Annotated in this window: 14 protein-coding genes; 1 reads left to right on the forward strand and 13 read right to left on the reverse strand. The window is 58.5% G+C overall.

Annotated elements, in window-relative coordinates; all coding sequences use genetic code 11:
- Positions 1-3 precede the first annotated feature (3 nt).
- The 9 genes from IM291_RS16070 to IM291_RS16110 all read right to left on the reverse strand — a co-directional run bounded on the left by IM291_RS16070 (position 4) and on the right by IM291_RS16110 (position 10,561).
- On the reverse strand, positions 4-1,053 hold the full coding sequence (locus tag IM291_RS16070) for a chemotaxis response regulator protein-glutamate methylesterase (protein ID WP_014884341.1): 1,050 nt from the start codon (positions 1,051-1,053) through the stop codon (positions 4-6).
- Positions 1,050-1,916, reverse strand: coding sequence for a protein-glutamate O-methyltransferase CheR (gene cheR, locus IM291_RS16075; protein WP_014884342.1), 867 nt, complete (start codon positions 1,914-1,916; stop codon positions 1,050-1,052). The genes IM291_RS16070 and cheR overlap by 4 nt, the downstream gene beginning before the upstream one ends.
- 19 nt (positions 1,917-1,935) lie before the next feature.
- The gene (gene tap, locus IM291_RS16080; RefSeq protein WP_041909430.1) at positions 1,936-3,537 is read right to left on the reverse strand and encodes a methyl-accepting chemotaxis protein IV; all 1,602 of its coding nucleotides are present in this window, start codon (positions 3,535-3,537) and stop codon (positions 1,936-1,938) included.
- 44 nt (positions 3,538-3,581) lie between these two features.
- On the reverse strand, positions 3,582-5,249 hold the full coding sequence (gene tar / locus IM291_RS16085; protein ID WP_047367823.1) for a methyl-accepting chemotaxis protein II: 1,668 nt from the start codon (positions 5,247-5,249) through the stop codon (positions 3,582-3,584).
- Between the two features lie 84 nt (positions 5,250-5,333).
- Positions 5,334-6,296 carry a spore coat U domain-containing protein gene (locus tag IM291_RS16090; protein ID WP_045260325.1) on the reverse strand — a complete coding sequence of 321 codons (963 nt, stop codon included), beginning with the start codon at positions 6,294-6,296 and terminating at the stop codon, positions 5,334-5,336.
- The gene (locus IM291_RS16095; RefSeq protein WP_192987290.1) at positions 6,293-8,677 is read right to left on the reverse strand and encodes a fimbria/pilus outer membrane usher protein; all 2,385 of its coding nucleotides are present in this window, start codon (positions 8,675-8,677) and stop codon (positions 6,293-6,295) included. The genes IM291_RS16090 and IM291_RS16095 overlap by 4 nt, the downstream gene beginning before the upstream one ends.
- Positions 8,653-9,414 carry a molecular chaperone gene (locus tag IM291_RS16100; RefSeq protein WP_192987292.1) on the reverse strand — a complete coding sequence of 254 codons (762 nt, stop codon included), beginning with the start codon at positions 9,412-9,414 and terminating at the stop codon, positions 8,653-8,655. The genes IM291_RS16095 and IM291_RS16100 overlap by 25 nt, the downstream gene beginning before the upstream one ends.
- A gap of 17 nt (positions 9,415-9,431) precedes the next feature.
- Positions 9,432-9,980: a spore coat U domain-containing protein gene (locus IM291_RS16105; protein ID WP_192987293.1), complete on the reverse strand. Its 549-nt coding sequence runs from the start codon at positions 9,978-9,980 to the stop codon at positions 9,432-9,434.
- 8 nt (positions 9,981-9,988) lie between these two features.
- Entirely contained in the window at positions 9,989-10,561 is a 573-nt protein-coding gene (locus IM291_RS16110) for a spore coat protein U domain-containing protein (RefSeq protein WP_028013650.1), read from the reverse strand.
- 431 nt (positions 10,562-10,992) lie between these two features.
- Here IM291_RS16110 and IM291_RS16115 point away from each other — a divergent pair, with 431 nt between their 5' ends.
- Positions 10,993-12,252 (forward strand): dicarboxylate/amino acid:cation symporter, encoded by a 1,260-nt coding sequence (locus IM291_RS16115; protein ID WP_028013651.1) that lies wholly within the window; start codon positions 10,993-10,995, stop codon positions 12,250-12,252.
- A 105-nt stretch (positions 12,253-12,357) separates the two neighbouring features.
- On the opposite strand, the gene cheW is transcribed toward IM291_RS16115, so the two are convergent.
- The 4 genes from cheW to motA are packed head-to-tail and all read right to left on the reverse strand — an operon-like array spanning position 12,358 to position 16,735.
- Positions 12,358-12,861 (reverse strand): chemotaxis protein CheW, encoded by a 504-nt coding sequence (cheW, locus tag IM291_RS16120; RefSeq protein ID WP_014884351.1) that lies wholly within the window; start codon positions 12,859-12,861, stop codon positions 12,358-12,360.
- A gap of 19 nt (positions 12,862-12,880) precedes the next feature.
- Entirely contained in the window at positions 12,881-14,917 is a 2,037-nt protein-coding gene (cheA, locus tag IM291_RS16125) for a chemotaxis protein CheA (RefSeq protein ID WP_192987295.1), read from the reverse strand.
- A 4-nt stretch (positions 14,918-14,921) separates the two neighbouring features.
- Complete coding sequence (motB, locus tag IM291_RS16130; RefSeq protein WP_028013653.1) at positions 14,922-15,851, reverse strand: flagellar motor protein MotB; 930 nt, start codon at positions 15,849-15,851, stop codon at positions 14,922-14,924.
- Positions 15,848-16,735 (reverse strand): flagellar motor stator protein MotA, encoded by an 888-nt coding sequence (gene motA, locus IM291_RS16135; RefSeq protein ID WP_008500417.1) that lies wholly within the window; start codon positions 16,733-16,735, stop codon positions 15,848-15,850. The genes motB and motA overlap by 4 nt, the downstream gene beginning before the upstream one ends.
- Positions 16,736-16,738: the final 3 nt, after the last annotated feature.

Here is a 16,738-nt window from a genome sequence, read left to right on the forward strand (position 1 = left end):
GAGTCAAATACGTATTGCCTGTCCGGCACTGATTTTCGCCAGCATCTGCTGGCTTACCTGGCTAAGATCGACCACTTCGCTCACGCCACCCATATTGATGGCCTCGCGCGGCATGCCGAACACCACACAACTTGCTTCATTCTGCGCAATCGTCCAGGCGCCAGCCTGGTGCATTGCAAGCATTCCGGCGGCACCGTCGTTGCCCATCCCCGTCAGGATCACCCCAACGGCGTTGCGCCCCGCATGTTTCGCCACCGAATGAAACAGCACATCCACCGACGGACGGTGCCGGTTAACCGGCGGTCCGTCATGAATTTTGATTTGATAGTTAGCGCCGCTGCGCGCCAGCTCCATATGCTTGTCCCCCGGCGCGATATACGCATGTCCCGGCAGCACGCGCTCGCCGTCTTCCGCCTCTTTCACGCTGATCTGGCACAGCTTGTTCAGACGTTCGGCGAAGGAGCGGGTAAAGCCAGGCGGCATATGCTGCGTGATCAGAATACCCGGACTTGAAAGCGGCAATGGCTGGAGTACATGGCGAATTGCCTCTGTTCCTCCGGTTGACGCCCCAATAACCAGCAGTTTTTCCGAGCTGAGTAACGGTCCGGCCTTCAGGGTTGCCGGCGCGGCCATCGGCTTGTGGGCCGCGAGCTTCGCGCGCGAGGCGGTGCGAATTTTCTCGGCGATCATCTCGCTGTACGCCAGCATCCCCTCGCGAATGCCGAGCTGCGGTTTGGTGACAAAATCCACCGCCCCCAGCTCCAGCGCGCGCAGAGTGATTTCCGATCCTTTCCCGGTCAGGGAGGAGACCATCACCACCGGCATGGGACGCAGGCGCATCAATTTCTCAAGGAAATCTATGCCATCCATGCGCGGCATCTCGACATCCAGCGTTAGTACGTCGGGGTTATATTTTTTAATTAAATCCCTCGCTACCAGCGGATCGGGCGCAGTGGCCACCATCTCCATGTCGCTGTGGCTATTGATGATTTCAGTCATGATCTGACGCATCAGCGCTGAATCATCGACAGACAATACCCTGATTTTACTCATGCTTTTTCCTTACTCAGCGCATATACCGTTTGCCCACGCAGGCTAAACTCACGTGCGAGGTTGCTGAAGTTTTCCGAATGCCCGGCAAACAGTAAACCGTCAGGCTTGAGCAACGGAACAAACCGACGCAGAATGTCCTGTTGCGTCGTTTTATCAAAATAGATCATGACGTTACGGCAAAAAATGGCGTCGAAAGGCCCCGGCACGTTGTACTGCTTATCGAGCAGGTTAACGGGCGCGAATTCGACGCAGTTCGCCAGCTCCTGGCGTACGCGAACCAGGCCTTCATGCGGCCCCGTACCGCGCATGAAGTAACGCTGCAGCTGCTGCGGCGACAGCGTTTTCAGCTCGTCCTGGCGATACACGCCGTTGCGCGCTTTCTCCAGCACCTCGGTGTCGATATCGCTGGCGTAGACTTTCCAGCGTCCCGGCGCCATGCCCAGCGTGTCTGCAAGGGTGATCGCCAGCGAGTACGGCTCTTCGCCCGTTGAGGCGGCCGCACTCCATACGCGATACTCCCCGGTGCGACGGCGCGCGTGCTCGGCCAGAACCGGAAAGTGGTGGGCTTCACGGAAAAAGGCCGTCAGGTTGGTCGTGAGTGAGTTAATAAAAGCCTGCCACTCCGCGCTGTTCTGGTTCGCTTCGAGCATGCTCAGATAGCGGCCAAAATCATCCAGCCCCAGCGTACGCAAGCGCCGCACCAGTCGGTTGTAGACCATGTCCCGCTTATGATCCGCAAGCACGATCCCCGCACGCTGGTAGATTAACTGACATATCCGACGAAAATGCGCGTCGGACAGCGCGAGGCGCTGTGTCATCTGCAACAATAATGACGTTTGCCCAGGGGGCATTGGTGATGTCATAGCGCCTTCTTAATTACATTCAGGATACAACTGGCACGGCCTGCGACCGCCCGACTTCTGTTACTGCTTCAACGTGCTCTTTCACATTAAATACCGCGACCAGCCCGGTGAGACGATCCGCCTGGCTGGCCAGCTGATCGGTTGCCGCTGCCGCTTCCTCAACTAACGAGGCATTCTGTTGCGTCACCTGATCCATCTGGCTAACGGCCTGAGCCACCTGCTCTATCCCGCGACGCTGTTCGTCCGACGCCGAGGCAATTTCGCCCATGATGTCGTTAACCCGCGTCACCGAGGTGACGATCTCGTGCATGGTATGCGCCGCCGTATCCACCAGGGCAGACCCCTGCTGGACGCGAGAGACCGACTCTTCAATGAGGGACTTAATCTCTTTCGCCGCGTTGGCGCTGCGGCTCGCCAGGTTTCGCACTTCACCTGCCACCACCGCAAACCCACGTCCCTGCTCGCCGGCGCGCGCCGCTTCCACGGCGGCGTTCAGCGCCAGGATGTTGGTCTGAAACGCAATACCGTCAATCACGCTGATGATGTCGCCGATCTTCTGCGAGCTGGCGGCAATCTCCTGCATGGTGCTGGCCACGTGAGAGGCCTGATCGCCCCCTCTCTTCGCCGTCAGCGCCGCCTGTTTTGACAGGTCAGACGCCTGGCGCGCGTTATCGGCGTTCTGGCTTACCGTCGCGGTCAGTTGTTCCATACTGGCCGCCGTCTGCGCCAGCGACGCCGCCTGCTGCTCGGTGCGGGACGAGAGATCGTTATTCCCCGCCGCAATCTCTGAGATCCCCGTATGCATGGCGTAACTGCCCTGACGCACGTCGGATACCGTTTCCCGTAGCGACCCCTGCATGGCCTTCAGGCTGGCAAAGATCGCCGAAATTTCGTTTTTGCCAAACACCGCCACCGGACGCGCCAGATCCCCCTTCGCAATACTGTCGAAGTGGCTGCTGATAATCGCCAGCGGCTGCACAATCATCCTGCGCGCCCAGAGCAGCGCCCCGCCGGTCAGCAGCCCCGCCAGAATCACAACGACGGCAAAGATAACGCCGGACATGTGATAGCTGGTGCGGCTTGCTTCACCGGCGCGCAGAACAGACTGATTGATATCCTGCTGCCATGCGTCAAAGCTGCCGTCAAACGCCGCCTGAGACGCCTGGACCGGAGCGGTCATGAAGTCCGAAAGCTGGTTGTTCTCAAGCCAGGTCGCCTGGTGGTCCAGATCGCTGTACCACTGCTCAAAGTTCTTTTTCATGGCCGCCTTCAGCGCTTTCTCTTTCTCGCCGTCGGCCGCCTGCGCCGTGAAGGCCTTAAACTGTGCGTCTGCCTGCTTCAGGCTGTCGCGCGCCGTTGCCATCAGCGCCTTAATGTCATCCGGCGGATAGCTGAGCGCGGTTAAGGTTCCTGCCTTGTTCAGCGCAGTGCTTGCCTGCAACAGCACGGCACGCGTTTGTGCCAGTGCGGAGCGCTGCTGATTACTCGCCTCAACGTCCTGCAAATTCTGATAGCCATCGCGAAACGCCCAAAAAGACAACCCGTTACTGCCAACCTGCAACACACCGCAAAGGATCAGAATCAAAAACAGTGTGGTCGAGATACGAATACGATTTAACATCCACGCTCCCATCAAGCGGCAAGCAGCCGCGGTTTAATTATCAGTCAAAATGTTTCCCAGTTTTCATCTTGTCCGGTCGTTGCAGCACGCGTGCGGGTGACCGCCGTGTCGGCGGCTGGCGCGCGGTACGTAGCTTGCGCAGTGACCGTATTTCCAGCGAGTGAAGCGAGACGAAACGCCGAGACGGCCATCTTCAGACGGCTCGCCTGGTCTTCCAGCGCAGCGGCCGCCGCAGCGGACTCCTGCACCAGCGCGGCGTTTTGCTGTGTCACGCGGTCCATTTCCGATACCGCCAGGGCAACCTGGTCGATACCACGACTCTGCTCATCGGACGCAGAGGCGATTTCACCCATGATGTCCGTCACGCGGGTAACGGCATTCACGATGTCATTCATGGTCTCCCCGGCACTCTCCACCAGCACGGAGCCGGTATCAACGCGGGAGACGGAGTCTTCAATCAGGGATTTAATCTCTTTTGCCGCGTTGGCGCTGCGGCTGGCAAGGTTGCGCACTTCCCCGGCCACCACCGCAAACCCGCGCCCCTGCTCGCCCGCGCGCGCTGCTTCCACGGCGGCGTTGAGCGCGAGGATGTTGGTCTGGAAGGCAATGCCGTCGATGACGCTGATGATGTCGGCGATTTTCTTCGAGCTGTCGGCGATTTCGTGCATGGTTTTCACCACGCCATCCACCACGCGACCGCCGCGCTGCGCGGTTTCGGAGGCGCTTTCCGCCAGCTGAGACGCCTGGCGGGCGTTATCGGCGTTCTGCTTCACGGTTGCGGTGAGCTGCTCCATGCTGGCGGCCGTCTCTTCCAGCGCCGACGCCTGCTGCTCGGTACGGGATGAGAGATCGTTATTCCCCATCGCGATTTCGCTGGTGCCGGTATAGATCGCCTCGGATCCGTTACGCACGTTGGCGACGGTCTCGATCAATGAACGCTGCATGTGGTCGACGCTGTTGGCCAGCTCGGTGATCTCGTTACGTCCGGAAACGGTCAGCGTTTTGGTCAGATCGCCAGAGGCAATCTCGCGAATATGGGCAATCACGCGGCCGAGAGGGTTCAGCAGGATGTGGCGAATGCCGTACCACACAGCGAACAGCACAATGACCAGCGCCAGGGCCAATACCGCCATCTGCCATTTCGCAAAGCGGTAGTCATTCTGGCTTTCAGTAAAGGCCGAGTGATACAGATCGCCACTGGCCTTCGCGTATTCCCCCAGCGCCGCGCCGAGTGCGTTTTGCATCCCCTGCGTCGGCTGTGCGAAGTAGGCATCCATGTTGCCGCTCTCCAGGAACTGGATCAGCTCCGTCAGCCCGGCATAGTAGGCGCTGTATTTTTCATCAATGTTCTGGCTCACCTGCGCCATAGCAGGCTGCGGTGCGATTTGCCTGAAGGCGGCGTAGTGTTTAGCCGCGTCGGCCAGCGTGGCCCGGGCATTTTTTAGCAGATCGGTTTTCGCGCTGCTCTGCTGATTGTTCGGATCCATCATCATGCGCGCGGACGAGCGGCTCAGGTTGATGCGGGTTTGCAGCATCAGATCCCACGTTGAGGTGAGCTCACTCTGCTGCAGGCGGAGATCGTTCGAGGCGGCGAAGCTGTCCTGGTTCTGTTTTAACGACGAGAAAAAAAGCCCGCCGGAGATAAGCTGAAGTAGTGCGAAAATGACCAGCACCATCATTAACATTGTGACAACGCGGATACGGTTCAACATACAACACCTTCTCATAGATTTATTAACGGTGTTATCGGCACAGGCCACAGGAACTTTACATTTGCGAAAGGGAAAAGCGCGGGGTTAAAACGCGACGTCAACAATCAGCGTATCGGTGTAGGTACCGGCGGGTGGCGTGGCCTGATTCGTCAGGACTTTGGCGGTGTAGTTATAGGTACGCAGCAGGCCGTCGGCGCTGACCAGCGAGGAGGTCGCGCTGGTCCAGCGTTCGCTGCCGCTGCTGCCCCAGCGGTTAGTCGTGGCTTCTTTATAGATGTCATAACTCAGGTAGTTACTGCCGCTCACCATCCGGCGCACGTTATTCAGCGCGTTGGCACCATTGTTAATCCCGATGGTATAGGTACTGCCTTTGGTACAGGTGACGGCAATCGCCTGCGAGACCGTGGGGAAATTTTGCACCAGCGGCGCACTGCTAAAGTTGACGTCCGGCGTGGTCATGGCGCTGCAGTCGTTGGTGACGGTCAGGTTAAGCAGAATACTGGTCGTCGCGGTTCCCGTTTGATTGATGGTGCAAATACCGAGCGCCCCCACGGAACAGACGCTGTAGTTAACGCTGAAGGTTAACTGCACCTGATACGGCCCGGCAGAGACGTTTTGTCCGGCGACGGTGCGGAAATAGAGCGGAATGTTGTACTGCTTTGACCCGAGCAATCCCAGCAAGGTATTTCCGCTCCAGGTATACGATTTACTTATCTGTACCTCACTGCTGCTCGCGCAACCCGAAAGTCCACACAGCCGGGTGGGGATCACGTCCGTGATGGCGGCATTATCGGTGCGTTTCAGGGTCGCACGACTGTTGGCCGATATCGTTGCTGCGGTGTAGTTCAGCGTCACCGAGTCGTTCGTCAGCAGGTTGAGTATCGCATCACACGCCACCACCAGCGTGCCGGTGGTCTCCACCTCCCCGGAGCCGCTCAGCGCAAACGACGTGACGCTGCCGAACGACGCATTGACCGTGCTGACGGTACAGGCCGCCCAGCTGCCGCCGGAGAGCAGCAGCAGGAGCAACATCACCCAGCGCTTCATGGCCCCTCCCGGCAGACCAGCGGGCCGTAGGTTTGCAGCCTGTGGTCCGGGTTCGCGCCGATGGTCAGCGTTGCCCTGCAGCGTTTGCCTGTCGGCGTCGTGACGTCGAGCAGATTGACGTCGCTGAGGTTTTCCAGCCAGGCAATCCCGTCATATCCCACCACCGCATTGCTGCGCGAGGAGCGTCGAACCTGGCTTCCCACCGGAATGGCCTCCCCCTGCGCGTCGTGCAGGATGACGCTCGCTACCCGCTCCTGTTCCATCGGGAAATCCACCAGATAACCGCTGTGGCGGCGGATCGCCACCCGCCGCTCGGTCTCTTTCAGCCGGGTGTCGGCAGGCAGGTTCAGGGTATTAATACTGTAGCTTGCCGGGTAATAGGCCGAGACGCCGCTCACCAGCAGATACCCGTTGCGGTTGGTTTTACCAACCGGCTGGTTTTCATAGCTGACGGGGACATCCGGCTGGCCATCGGTGCTGATGACCACAAACGCATCGTTGATTTTGTTTGCCGCAAACAGTTCGCCGTCCATCAGCACCAGGGAGCCCATCGCTTCGCTCCACCAGGTCATCATGCCCTTCTCGCCGTACCCGCCCCCCTGCAGCTCGATATTGTTATTGCGCCAGCCCACCGTTCCCTGCTGGTAGTTATTCGATCGCGACTGGTTCGCCCACGCCATATTCCAGCTGAAGCCGCCGTCGGAGGGCATCGAGTGGTTGTAGTTGATGCGCTGCGTGCTGCCTGCATCCGGGGTATTTTCCACGGTGAGCGCCGCGCTGTCGCGTTCGCCCAGCGGCACCTGGAATGACATCGCGACCGTCCAGTCGCCCCGCTGCTGGTCCCGGCTGGCGGCGAGGTAAATGCTGCTGGAGCCCCAAAGATTTCGGCTCCAGGAGAGGTTAAGCAGCTCGGTTTTCTGGCTGTCAAAGCTCTCCACGCCGATCCAGGCCGCCCCGATGTTGCCGTATTCCCCCAGGTTGAAGGTCAGGGAATATTGATCGGTATTGCGGCTAAAGCTGGCGATGGGGCGGTCATTTTCGTCGTACACCGTCGGCTGGTCATACAGGGCCAGGTTACCAAAGCCGCGATCGCGGCGGGTATGCTGGGTGGCGAGGCTGAACTCGCTGGTGCTGTACTGGTAGCCCCAGTTGATTTGCCCGCCGTCATCTCCGCGCATCCGGCTCTGGCTGTACGAGGTATTCACCACGCCAAAACGCCCCAGCTTGACCACCGTCCCCGCACCGGCGAGCGCCAGTTCCTCCGCGCCTTCGGCGTGCCCCTCCAGCGTCAGCCAGTCCGTCAGGCCGTAGCGATACGATCCGCTCCCCGCCGCCGGGCCGTAGTCAAAATTCTTAATGCCGTAGTTGCGCCGCAGGCTCCCCAGGGTAACGGCCCCGTCGCTCAGCCCTTCTTTCAGCAGATCGCTGGTGACGTAAAACGGCAGCGTGGTACTCACCTGGCGCCCCAGCGCATCGGTGGTGACCAGCACCGCATCCCCGGCGCCGTTAATGTAGGGCAGGTTCGTCAGGGTGAACGGCCCGGGCTGCAGCTGCGTGGACCCGGAGCGGTAGCCGTTGATGAAGAGGTCGACCGAGGTCGGCACCGCCGCTTCACCTGAAAATTCCGGCAGCGGCCAGGTCACCAGGTCCGGACGCAGGGAGAAATCACGCCCATAGCTGATCCCGCCCATGCGGACGCTGCTGCTCCAGCTCAGGGCATCGCTGATGACATCCCCGGCGGTCCAGGTGGTGGCGTCCTCCTCGTTGGTCACCAGAAGGGTGGTGTCATAGCGGACATAGCCCTCCTGCTGACCGTCGTTGCCGGTGAAATTTTCGCGGGCGTAGCCGGTGGAGGAGAATGAACCGTTTTCATTGAAGTAGCGGAATTCATGCCAGAGCGAGGCCTGCCCGCCGACGTGCTCGGTATGGTTGGTATAAAAATCGTAATTGAGCAGCGCGCCTCTGCCATAGTGAGGCTTACTCTGCGTCGGCTGGCCGCCAAACGGGGTGACGCGGGAGGTTATCCACTCACGGGGCACGGTCAGCAGCAGACGCTGGGCGGGACTGTCGTACTCCACCCGCACCGCCGGAAGCGTGCTGAGATTGACGTCGCCGTTGGGCACATGTTCAGGCGGAAGCCCGGCGCGCAGCAAATCGGCGCTGGAGATATAGTAAGCGCCGTCGCGTTGCGTCACGGGAACCACCAGCCCGGTGTCGTAGTGGTTCAGTACCAGGGCGAGCTGGAAAACCGCCTCCCCGTTTATCGCCTGCGCTTGCGGCGGCGGCGGTAAGCTGTCATCACCCGGTTCGGCCCAGGTACTGGTACTCACGCAAAGCAGGATCATCATTGCGGGCTTCAGTTGACGGGCGTCGACTGCCATTGTGCATCCCTGGCATTAATCTGCGCGCTGATCTGGCTGGGCTGGCGGATCCCGGCCGGAATCGGCCAGCTGCGGGTGCTGCCCGGCAGCACATAGCCCAGCAGGCCATCCGCAATCATGCGCTTTTGTCCCCCCAGCTCCAGCGCAACCTGGCTGAGCCTGACGTGAACATCGCCCTGATTGCGCACTTCAATGGCAGGCTGGCCCGCCACCTGCGTGACGCGCCAGCTTAGGTTACGGGTATCCACGAGGGCATGATGCGCCCCCTCTTTTATTGTCGGGATCCCCTGTCCGTAAACGAACAGCGGTATGGAATAGCGCATCTGCAGTTTAAGGCCGATGGCGGGGTCGGCCTTCGCGTCCGGCTGGGGAATTTCATCCACGATAATGCGATAGGCTTGTTCAACGCCCATCGGAACGGTACCCTGTTTGATCAGGCGGATCAGCTGTTTACTGCCTTTGCCGATGGTGACGATGGGCGGGCTGGCGACCACGTCCTGCTGGGCGGTATAGCGCTCAAAGCCCCCCTCCTGCTTCCAGCGCACAATGCGCACCTGCATCGTTGTGGCACTGTTTCCCTGATTCTGGATCCACAATTCAGTCGCTTTGCTGTCGGCCGACAGCCACGGATCGATGGGCCATAACAGAATGGTCGCCGCCGCCTGCGCCTGTCCCGCCGCCATGGCGGTCACGCCCAACATACTCACCAGGTACCAATGCCTGAATAGTGGCTTCATCGAATGTTCTCCCTTTTTCACCATGAAAAGGTCACGGTGAGCTGATCGGAATAGGTGCCTGCCGGGCTAAATCCCGTCAGCAGCGCTACGCCAAAAAGTGGTAGTGCAATATTGTTGCTGTTGGTGTAGGTCACCGGGATGGCCTGGTTGACCCCAATCTCACTGTTCGCCGCCAGTGAACTGCTGCTGTAAAGCCGGTAGCCCACCACGTCGGTGCCGCCTGAACGCGTCATGCGGCGCACCGAGGCGTAGTTTTGCCCGCCGTTGATGCTCATGCTCAGCGCCACGCCCGGCGTGCAGGCGATGGACAGCGCCCCGTTGGGCACAAAGCTGGTGCTGACCGGGGCACTCTCCACGCCGGTATGGGTTCCAAAATCCAGCGTCCCGAAGATCCCGCCGGTCCCCGTCGTGACAGAACATCCCGGCACGACGGTCGCGCTCACCTTAAACGACTGCGACGTCACAGCGCCGGCCCCGGAAACCAGGGTCAGCCCCAGCGCCAGCGCAAAAAAAGGCTGCACGATCCCCTCTGCGCAAGCGCGCAGACTTAAAAAGGAGGCCTTCATGGCTGGAGCTAGTAGGTGACGCTGACGTTGATCGTGTCGGTATAAGTGCCCGGCACCACCGTGACGCTGTTACCGCCGCCGGTGATGCGCCCGTAAAGGGTGTAGCTGTTGACCCCGCCCGCCGTCGACGCGACCGGCAGCGCCGCGTTGTTGGCGATGACGTTGTTAAATCCGCTGTCGCTGTACAGACTGTAAGCCACGCCCTGCGCCGCATTGGCGGTATTGATCAGATAGCGCGCAGGCGTGCCCGGCGTGCCGACCACGGTACCGGGTGCGGTGGAGTTAGTGTTGCCGGTGATCGCCACCGTATAGCTGGCGGTGGTGCACTGAATGGTGAACGTATTCCCGCCGCTGGCGCCGGTGAGCTGGGTGGTCAGCGTGGAAAACGTGGCGGGATGGGTACCAAAATCGAGTGTCCCGAAGTTAATACCGTTTTGCGTGGGCGATCCGTTAATCAGACACCCGTTTGTGAGGGTCAGCGTCGCACCGATGGTGCCGCTGCTGGTCACGGCCAGCGCAGGATGTACCGTTGTCGCCGCCAGTAACGCGCCAGCGCAGATTAAAAGGCGTTTTCTTTTCATTTTCCACCCTCCGGAAGTCAAACGCGTTCCCTTGCCACATTTTATTTATGCTGTTCAAGATGTTAGCCCCGCTTAAGGTTCCTCTGAGAGGGGTTAATGAGAATTTAGTTTACGGATATCGCTTCCACCACCCGCCCCAAAACGCATAATCCTTGTGTCCTATTGACTTAATATTCTTATAAATAACAATGAATTAAAATTATTTTGGCCGCATTTTTATTTTTTCAGAAGAGAATATATCCCTTATAGTGTGATCACCATCACAATATATCGTTATGCCACCAACAACAAAATCAATAAAACTTAAAAACTTGTTGTAACCCCCTGCGCTTTGCGTCAATTTATGTGCCGAATATTTTCCCGTGCAGTAATTAAAAATTTATATGTATCGGCGCGGGCGACATCTGATAGCGCATAGAGGGTCTTTTTTCGTGGCAAGTGCAAACAAACTTACACTCTTCATCGTGATATTCATGCTGGCGGGTATTCTTTCAGGGGCGGCAATTCACGAGTACGCATCTGCGGATGCCATCAAAGCCTGGTCGGATAATATTACCCTTCTGACCGATATTTTCCTCCGTCTGATCAAAATGGTTATTGCGCCGCTGGTCTTCAGCACGCTGACCGTAGGCATTATGAAGCTGGGAGAAACCTCCACCATAGGCCGGGTGGGCGGCAAAGCGATGGTATGGTTCATCAGTTCATCCGTGCTTTCTATTCTGGTCGGACTGTTTATCGTTACGCTGGAGCGTCCGGGAAGCGGCCTGAACCTGACTATTCCAACCGAGGCGGTGGATACCGGTCTGGCCGTGGGCGGGATGACGCTGAAAGCGTTCCTGTCTCACACCATTCCCACCAGCATCGCGGGGGCGATGTCGAACAATGAGATCCTGCAGATTGTGGTGTTCTCGATGTTCTTCGGCATCGGCGGCGCGTCGCTGGGGCAGAAATTCAACGCGCCGCTGGTGGCCGCACTGGATGTGGTTTCCCATATCATGCTGAAGGTAACGGGTTATGTGATGTACGTTGCGCCACTGGCCATCTTCGCGGCGATCTCCTCCGTCATTGCCACACAGGGTCTGGGCATCCTGTTGAACTACGCCTCCTTTATTGGCGGCTACTACGTTGCCATTCTTCTCACCTGCATGGTGCTGCTGGCCGTGGGTTACATGGTGCTGAAAAAAGAGGTGTTTCGCCTGGTCAGCATGCTGAAAGATCCGGTGCTGGTCGCGTTCACCACCAGCAGTTCTGAAGCGGCCTACCCTAAAACGCTGGAGCAGCTGGAGCGCTTTGGCTGCTCGCGCAACATCGCCTCTTTCGTTCTGCCGATTGGCTACTCCTTCAACCTCGTGGGGTCGATGGTGTACTGCTCGTTTGCCTCGATGTTTATTGCGCAGGCGTACAACATTCACCTGAGCTTCTCTGAGGTGACGGTGCTGATGCTGACCCTGATGCTGGCGTCAAAAGGCATTGCGGGCGTACCGCGTTCTTCGCTGGTGGTGCTGGCCGCAACGATCCCGAGCTTTAACATTCCGGTGGCGGGGATCCTGCTGCTGATGGGGATCGACCACTTCCTGGATATGGGGCGTTCCGCGATTAACGTGCTGGGGAACGGGATTGCGACGGCGATGCTCTCGCAGAATGAAGGTGCGCGGGAAGCTGAAGCTGAACTGGTAAAGCAGGAAGCGTAATGGCATGAAAAAGGGTGAGGCCTGATGCCCTCACCCCAGCCCTCTCCCTGTGGGAGAGGGAGCAAACACTAAAAACGGCAACCTGGGTTGCCGTTTTGCATTTACCTACGCTACATGATTCGCCGCGATATCCAGCAGCGCCATCTCTTCACTGTTCAGCAGCTTCTCAATGTTCACCAGAATCAGCATACGCTCGCCGAGCGCCCCCAGGCCGGTCAGGTATTCGGTCGACAGCGTGACCGCAAACTCCGGCGCAGGACGAATCTGGTCAGAGGTCAGGGAAAGCACGTCAGAGACGCCATCCACCACGATACCCACGACGCGCTGCCCCAGGTTCAGGACGATCACCACGGTGTTGTCGTTGTAATCAACGTCGCCCTGGCTGAACTTCACGCGCAGATCCACGATTGGCACAATCACGCCGCGCAGGTTGGTGACGCCTTTAATAAACGCAGGCGTGTTAGCGATGCGGGTAACCTGGTCGTAACCACGAATTTCCTGCACTTTCAGGATATCGATGCCGTACTCCTCATCGCCCAAAGTGAATACCAGGAACTCCTGCCCTGATGGCTCGCCCGCCAGTTTCGTTACATTACTCATACCGGTCATGTTATTACCTTCTACTTAATCAGGCGGCTGTGTACGCCACACGTTGTTCACGATTTAATCCCTGAAGCGCCGACACGTCGACGATCAGCGCCACGCTACCATCCCCCAGAATGGTGGCAGCAGAAATACCCGGCACCTTGCGGTAGTTGCTTTCGAGGTTCTTCACCACCACCTGGTGCTGACCAATCAGCTGATCGACCAGCAGCGCGTAGCGACGGCCCGCGCTTTGCAGGATCACCACGATACCCTGCGTGGCCTCGGTCTTCGCCCCGTCCACTTCAAACACTTTCCACAGCTCGACCAGCGGCAGGTACTCACCGCGCACTTCGAGGACGCGCTCGCCGCCCGCCAGCGGATGCAGATCTTCTTCACGCGGCTGGAGGGATTCCATCACCGCGTTCAGCGGCAGAATGAAGACTTCGTCCGCGACTTTGACCGACATGCCGTCGAGGATCGCCAGCGTCAGCGGCAGCAGGATGCGGATGGTGGTGCCGGAGCCCTGTTTAGACTGGATCTCAACGTGGCCGCCCATCTCCTGAATGTTACGTTTCACCACGTCCATGCCGACGCCGCGTCCGGAAACGTCCGTCACCTGCTCGGCGGTCGAGAAGCCCGGCGCGAAGATCAGCATGCCCACTTCTTCGTCGGTCATGTTTTCATTCACCGCCATCCCCTGTGAAATGGCTTTCGCCAGGATGCGCTCGCGGTTAAGGCCCGCGCCGTCGTCGGTCACTTCGATGCAGATGTTCCCGCCCTGATGTTCCGCAGAGAGGATCAGATTCCCGACCGGCGATTTCCCGGCAGCAATGCGGTTTTCCGGCAGTTCAATACCGTGGTCGAGGCTGTTACGTACCAGGTGCGTTAACGGGTCGATGATGCGCTCGATCAGGCTCTTATCCAGCTCCGTAGAGCTGCCCATCAGGGTCAGTTCAATCTGCTTATTCAGCTTGCTGGCAAGGTCGCGCACCAGGCGCGGGAAGCGGCTGAAGACATATTCCATCGGCATCATGCGGATGGACATCACCGATTCCTGCAGGTCGCGGGCGTTACGCTGCAGCTGGCCCATGCTGGTGATCAGATCGCCGTGCGTGACCGGGTCCAGTTCGTTAGAACGCTGCGCCAGCATGGACTGGGTGATCACCAGTTCGCCAACCAGGTTAATCAGCTGGTCAACCTTCTCAACGGCAACGCGAATGCTGGTGGACTCACTGGAGCGCGCGGCCGGTTTTTCACCACGGCCAGGCGCTGCGGCCTCTTTTGTCACCGCCTTCAGCACCGGGGCCGCTGGGGCCACAGCCGGTGCGGCGGCCTGGGCAACGACGGCAACCTCTTCTTCTGCAGCCGGAGCTGCTACCGCGGCGGCTTCCGTTTCGAAGGCGATCTGGTCGGCTTCAATGACAAAGCACAGCACCGCCACGATATCGTCCTGACTGATACCGTCATCGAGGGTCGCCGCGAGGCTGTCTTTGCCTTTCACTACGTTACTTAATTTCGCCAGGTTACCCAGCTCTTCTTCCAGCAGGTTAACTTCGCTCTCTTTCAGGCGTGACAGCACAACGCGCAGCTTGCCCGCTTGCGCAGCGGCTGGCGCGGCCTCTTCAGCAGCCACCGCATCGACAACGCTCAGCTTTGTCGCAGGGACAACGGCTGCAGCGACCTCACCTTTTGCTTCCAGGGCGAGCTGGCGCAGCGCATTGCAGATGTATTCAAAGCTGGCGGCATCAGGCTCTGCCGAACTTTTATAGGCGTCGAGCTGTTCCTGCATAATATCTTTGGTTTCCAAAAACAGGTTGATAATGTCGGTATTGAGCTGCATCTCACCGCGTCGTGCTTCATCAAGCAGGTTTTCCATTAAATGGGTCGTTTCCTGCAGGATGGTAAATCCAAACGTTCCGGCTCCGCCTTTAATAGAATGCGCCGCGCGGAAGATGGCATTGAGCTGCTCGGAGTCCGGTGCTTCGGGCACCAGATCGAGCAAATGTTGCTCCATATCCGCCAACAGTTCGTCGGCTTCATCAAAGAATGTCTGGTAAAAATCGCTAATATCCATGCTCACGCTATCACCTCGGATTGGCTGGTGGCGATGTTGGAACGGCAGCCGCAGGGACGGCCCCAGGCTGTTTTAAATCGTCCAGTGACTCATTCTGACTTTCGGCGTTTTCGTGCAGGATGGCCTGCTCCGCCTGCTGGTTCAGCACTAAAAGACTGATACGACGGTTGATGGCGTCATCCGGCCCGCGGTCGGAGACCCGCATGGTTGCTGCCATGCCGACCACGCGCAGTACCTTGCCATCATCAAGCCCACCTGCCACCAGCTCGCGACGCGAGGCGTTGGCACGATCGGCAGAAAGCTCCCAGTTGCTGTATCCCTTCTCCCCACTGGCGTACGGGAAGTCATCCGTGTGGCCCGACAGGCTGATTCGGTTAGGAATGCCGTTCAGCACCGGCGCAATGGCGCGTAAAATATCGCGCATGTACGGCTCAACTTCCGCACTCCCGGTTTTAAACATCGGGCGGTTCTGGCTGTCGATAATCTGAATACGCAGCCCTTCCTGGACTAGATCGATTTTCAGGTGCGGCCGCAGCGCGCGCAGTTTAGGATCCGCTTCAATCAACTGGTCGAGATCGCCACGCAGTTTTTTCAGACGCGCCTGCTCCATCTTGCGTTTCAGCTCGTCGATGTTCGGCTCTTTTTTCACCTCACCCTTCTGCTGGGTGTAATCATCGCCGCCGCCAGGGATCGGGCTTTCGCTGTTAGAGATACGCGGCCCACCGGTCACCGCCGTCGCCAGCGGGGTACGGAAATATTCGGCAATCTGGATAAGCTCCTTCGGGCTGGAGATGGAGATCAGCCACATCACCAGAAAGAACGCCATCATTGCGGTCATAAAGTCGGCGTACGCGATTTTCCAGGAGCCGTGGGAACCGTGCCCACCGCCCTTGTGCTTGCGTTTTTTGACGATGACGATCGGATGGGACTGGTTTTTCATGCGTCCTCAGTTGTCGTCTGTTGGTTTGGGTTTTTCACCGCGCGCACGTGTTCTTCAAGCTCGATAAACGACGGACGCTCGCTGGAGTAAAGCGTTTTACGGCCAAATTCAACCGCGATCGGTGGCGCGTAACCGTTGAGGTTGGAGAGCAGCGTGATCTTTACGCACTGCATCATTTTGGTGGTTTCCGCGCTTTTCTGGCGCAGCACGCTTGCCAGCGGAGAGATAAAACCATAAGCCAGCAAAATACCGAGGAAGGTACCCACCATCGCATGGGCAATTAGCGCGCCCAGTTCAGCCGCCGGGCGGTCCGCCGAGGCCAGGGCGTGTACCACCCCCATGACCGCCGCCACGATACCAAACGCCGGAAGGGAGTCGCCCACCAGCGCCAGGCTGTTGGCCGGCACTTCAGATTCGCTTTCGTGGGTTTCGATCTCTTCGTCCATCAGCGCTTCAATTTCGAAGGTATTCATATTGCCGCTGATGATGAGACGCAGGTAATCGACGATGAAATCCAGCATCATGGCGTCCGCCAGAATGCGCGGATAGCTGGCAAAAATTTCGCTCTCTTTCGGGTTTTCGATATCCCGTTCAAGCGAGAACATCCCCTGCTGACGCGACTTCGCCATCAGGCGATAGAGCAGCGCCAGCAGATCCATATACATGCTTTTGGTGTATTTCGAGCGACGGAACAGCAATGGAATTGCTTTCAACGTGCCCTTGATCGATTTACCGTTGTTGCCAACGATAAAAGCCCCTACCCCTGCGCCGCCGATGATAATAAGTTCAGCCGGTTGATAGAGTGCTCCAAGGTGCCCGCCGGTCATCATGTAACCGCCGAAAACTGTACCGAGAACTACCAGGTAACCTAATAAGATAAGCACGAC

Origin of the sequence: Enterobacter cloacae complex sp. P27C, assembly GCF_014895705.1 — a bacterium.
Taxonomy (GTDB): domain Bacteria; phylum Pseudomonadota; class Gammaproteobacteria; order Enterobacterales; family Enterobacteriaceae; genus Enterobacter; species Enterobacter bugandensis.

Bases quoted from the DNA above. Each gene is read 5' to 3' on its own strand.
- IM291_RS16070 (WP_014884341.1), bottom strand. From the start codon at position 1,053: ATGAGTAAAATCAGGGTATTGTCTGTCGATGATTCAGCGCTGATGCGT.
- cheR (WP_014884342.1), bottom strand. From the start codon at position 1,916: ATGACATCACCAATGCCCCCTGGGCAAACGTCATTATTGTTGCAGATG.
- tap (WP_041909430.1), bottom strand. From the start codon at position 3,537: ATGTTAAATCGTATTCGTATCTCGACCACACTGTTTTTGATTCTGATC.
- tar (WP_047367823.1), bottom strand. From the start codon at position 5,249: ATGTTGAACCGTATCCGCGTTGTCACAATGTTAATGATGGTGCTGGTC.
- IM291_RS16090 (WP_045260325.1), bottom strand. From the start codon at position 6,296: ATGAAGCGCTGGGTGATGTTGCTCCTGCTGCTGCTCTCCGGCGGCAGC.
- IM291_RS16095 (WP_192987290.1), bottom strand. From the start codon at position 8,677: ATGGCAGTCGACGCCCGTCAACTGAAGCCCGCAATGATGATCCTGCTT.
- IM291_RS16100 (WP_192987292.1), bottom strand. From the start codon at position 9,414: ATGAAGCCACTATTCAGGCATTGGTACCTGGTGAGTATGTTGGGCGTG.
- IM291_RS16105 (WP_192987293.1), bottom strand. From the start codon at position 9,980: ATGAAGGCCTCCTTTTTAAGTCTGCGCGCTTGCGCAGAGGGGATCGTG.
- IM291_RS16110 (WP_028013650.1), bottom strand. From the start codon at position 10,561: ATGAAAAGAAAACGCCTTTTAATCTGCGCTGGCGCGTTACTGGCGGCG.
- cheW (WP_014884351.1), bottom strand. From the start codon at position 12,861: ATGACCGGTATGAGTAATGTAACGAAACTGGCGGGCGAGCCATCAGGG.
- motB (WP_028013653.1), bottom strand. From the start codon at position 15,851: ATGAAAAACCAGTCCCATCCGATCGTCATCGTCAAAAAACGCAAGCAC.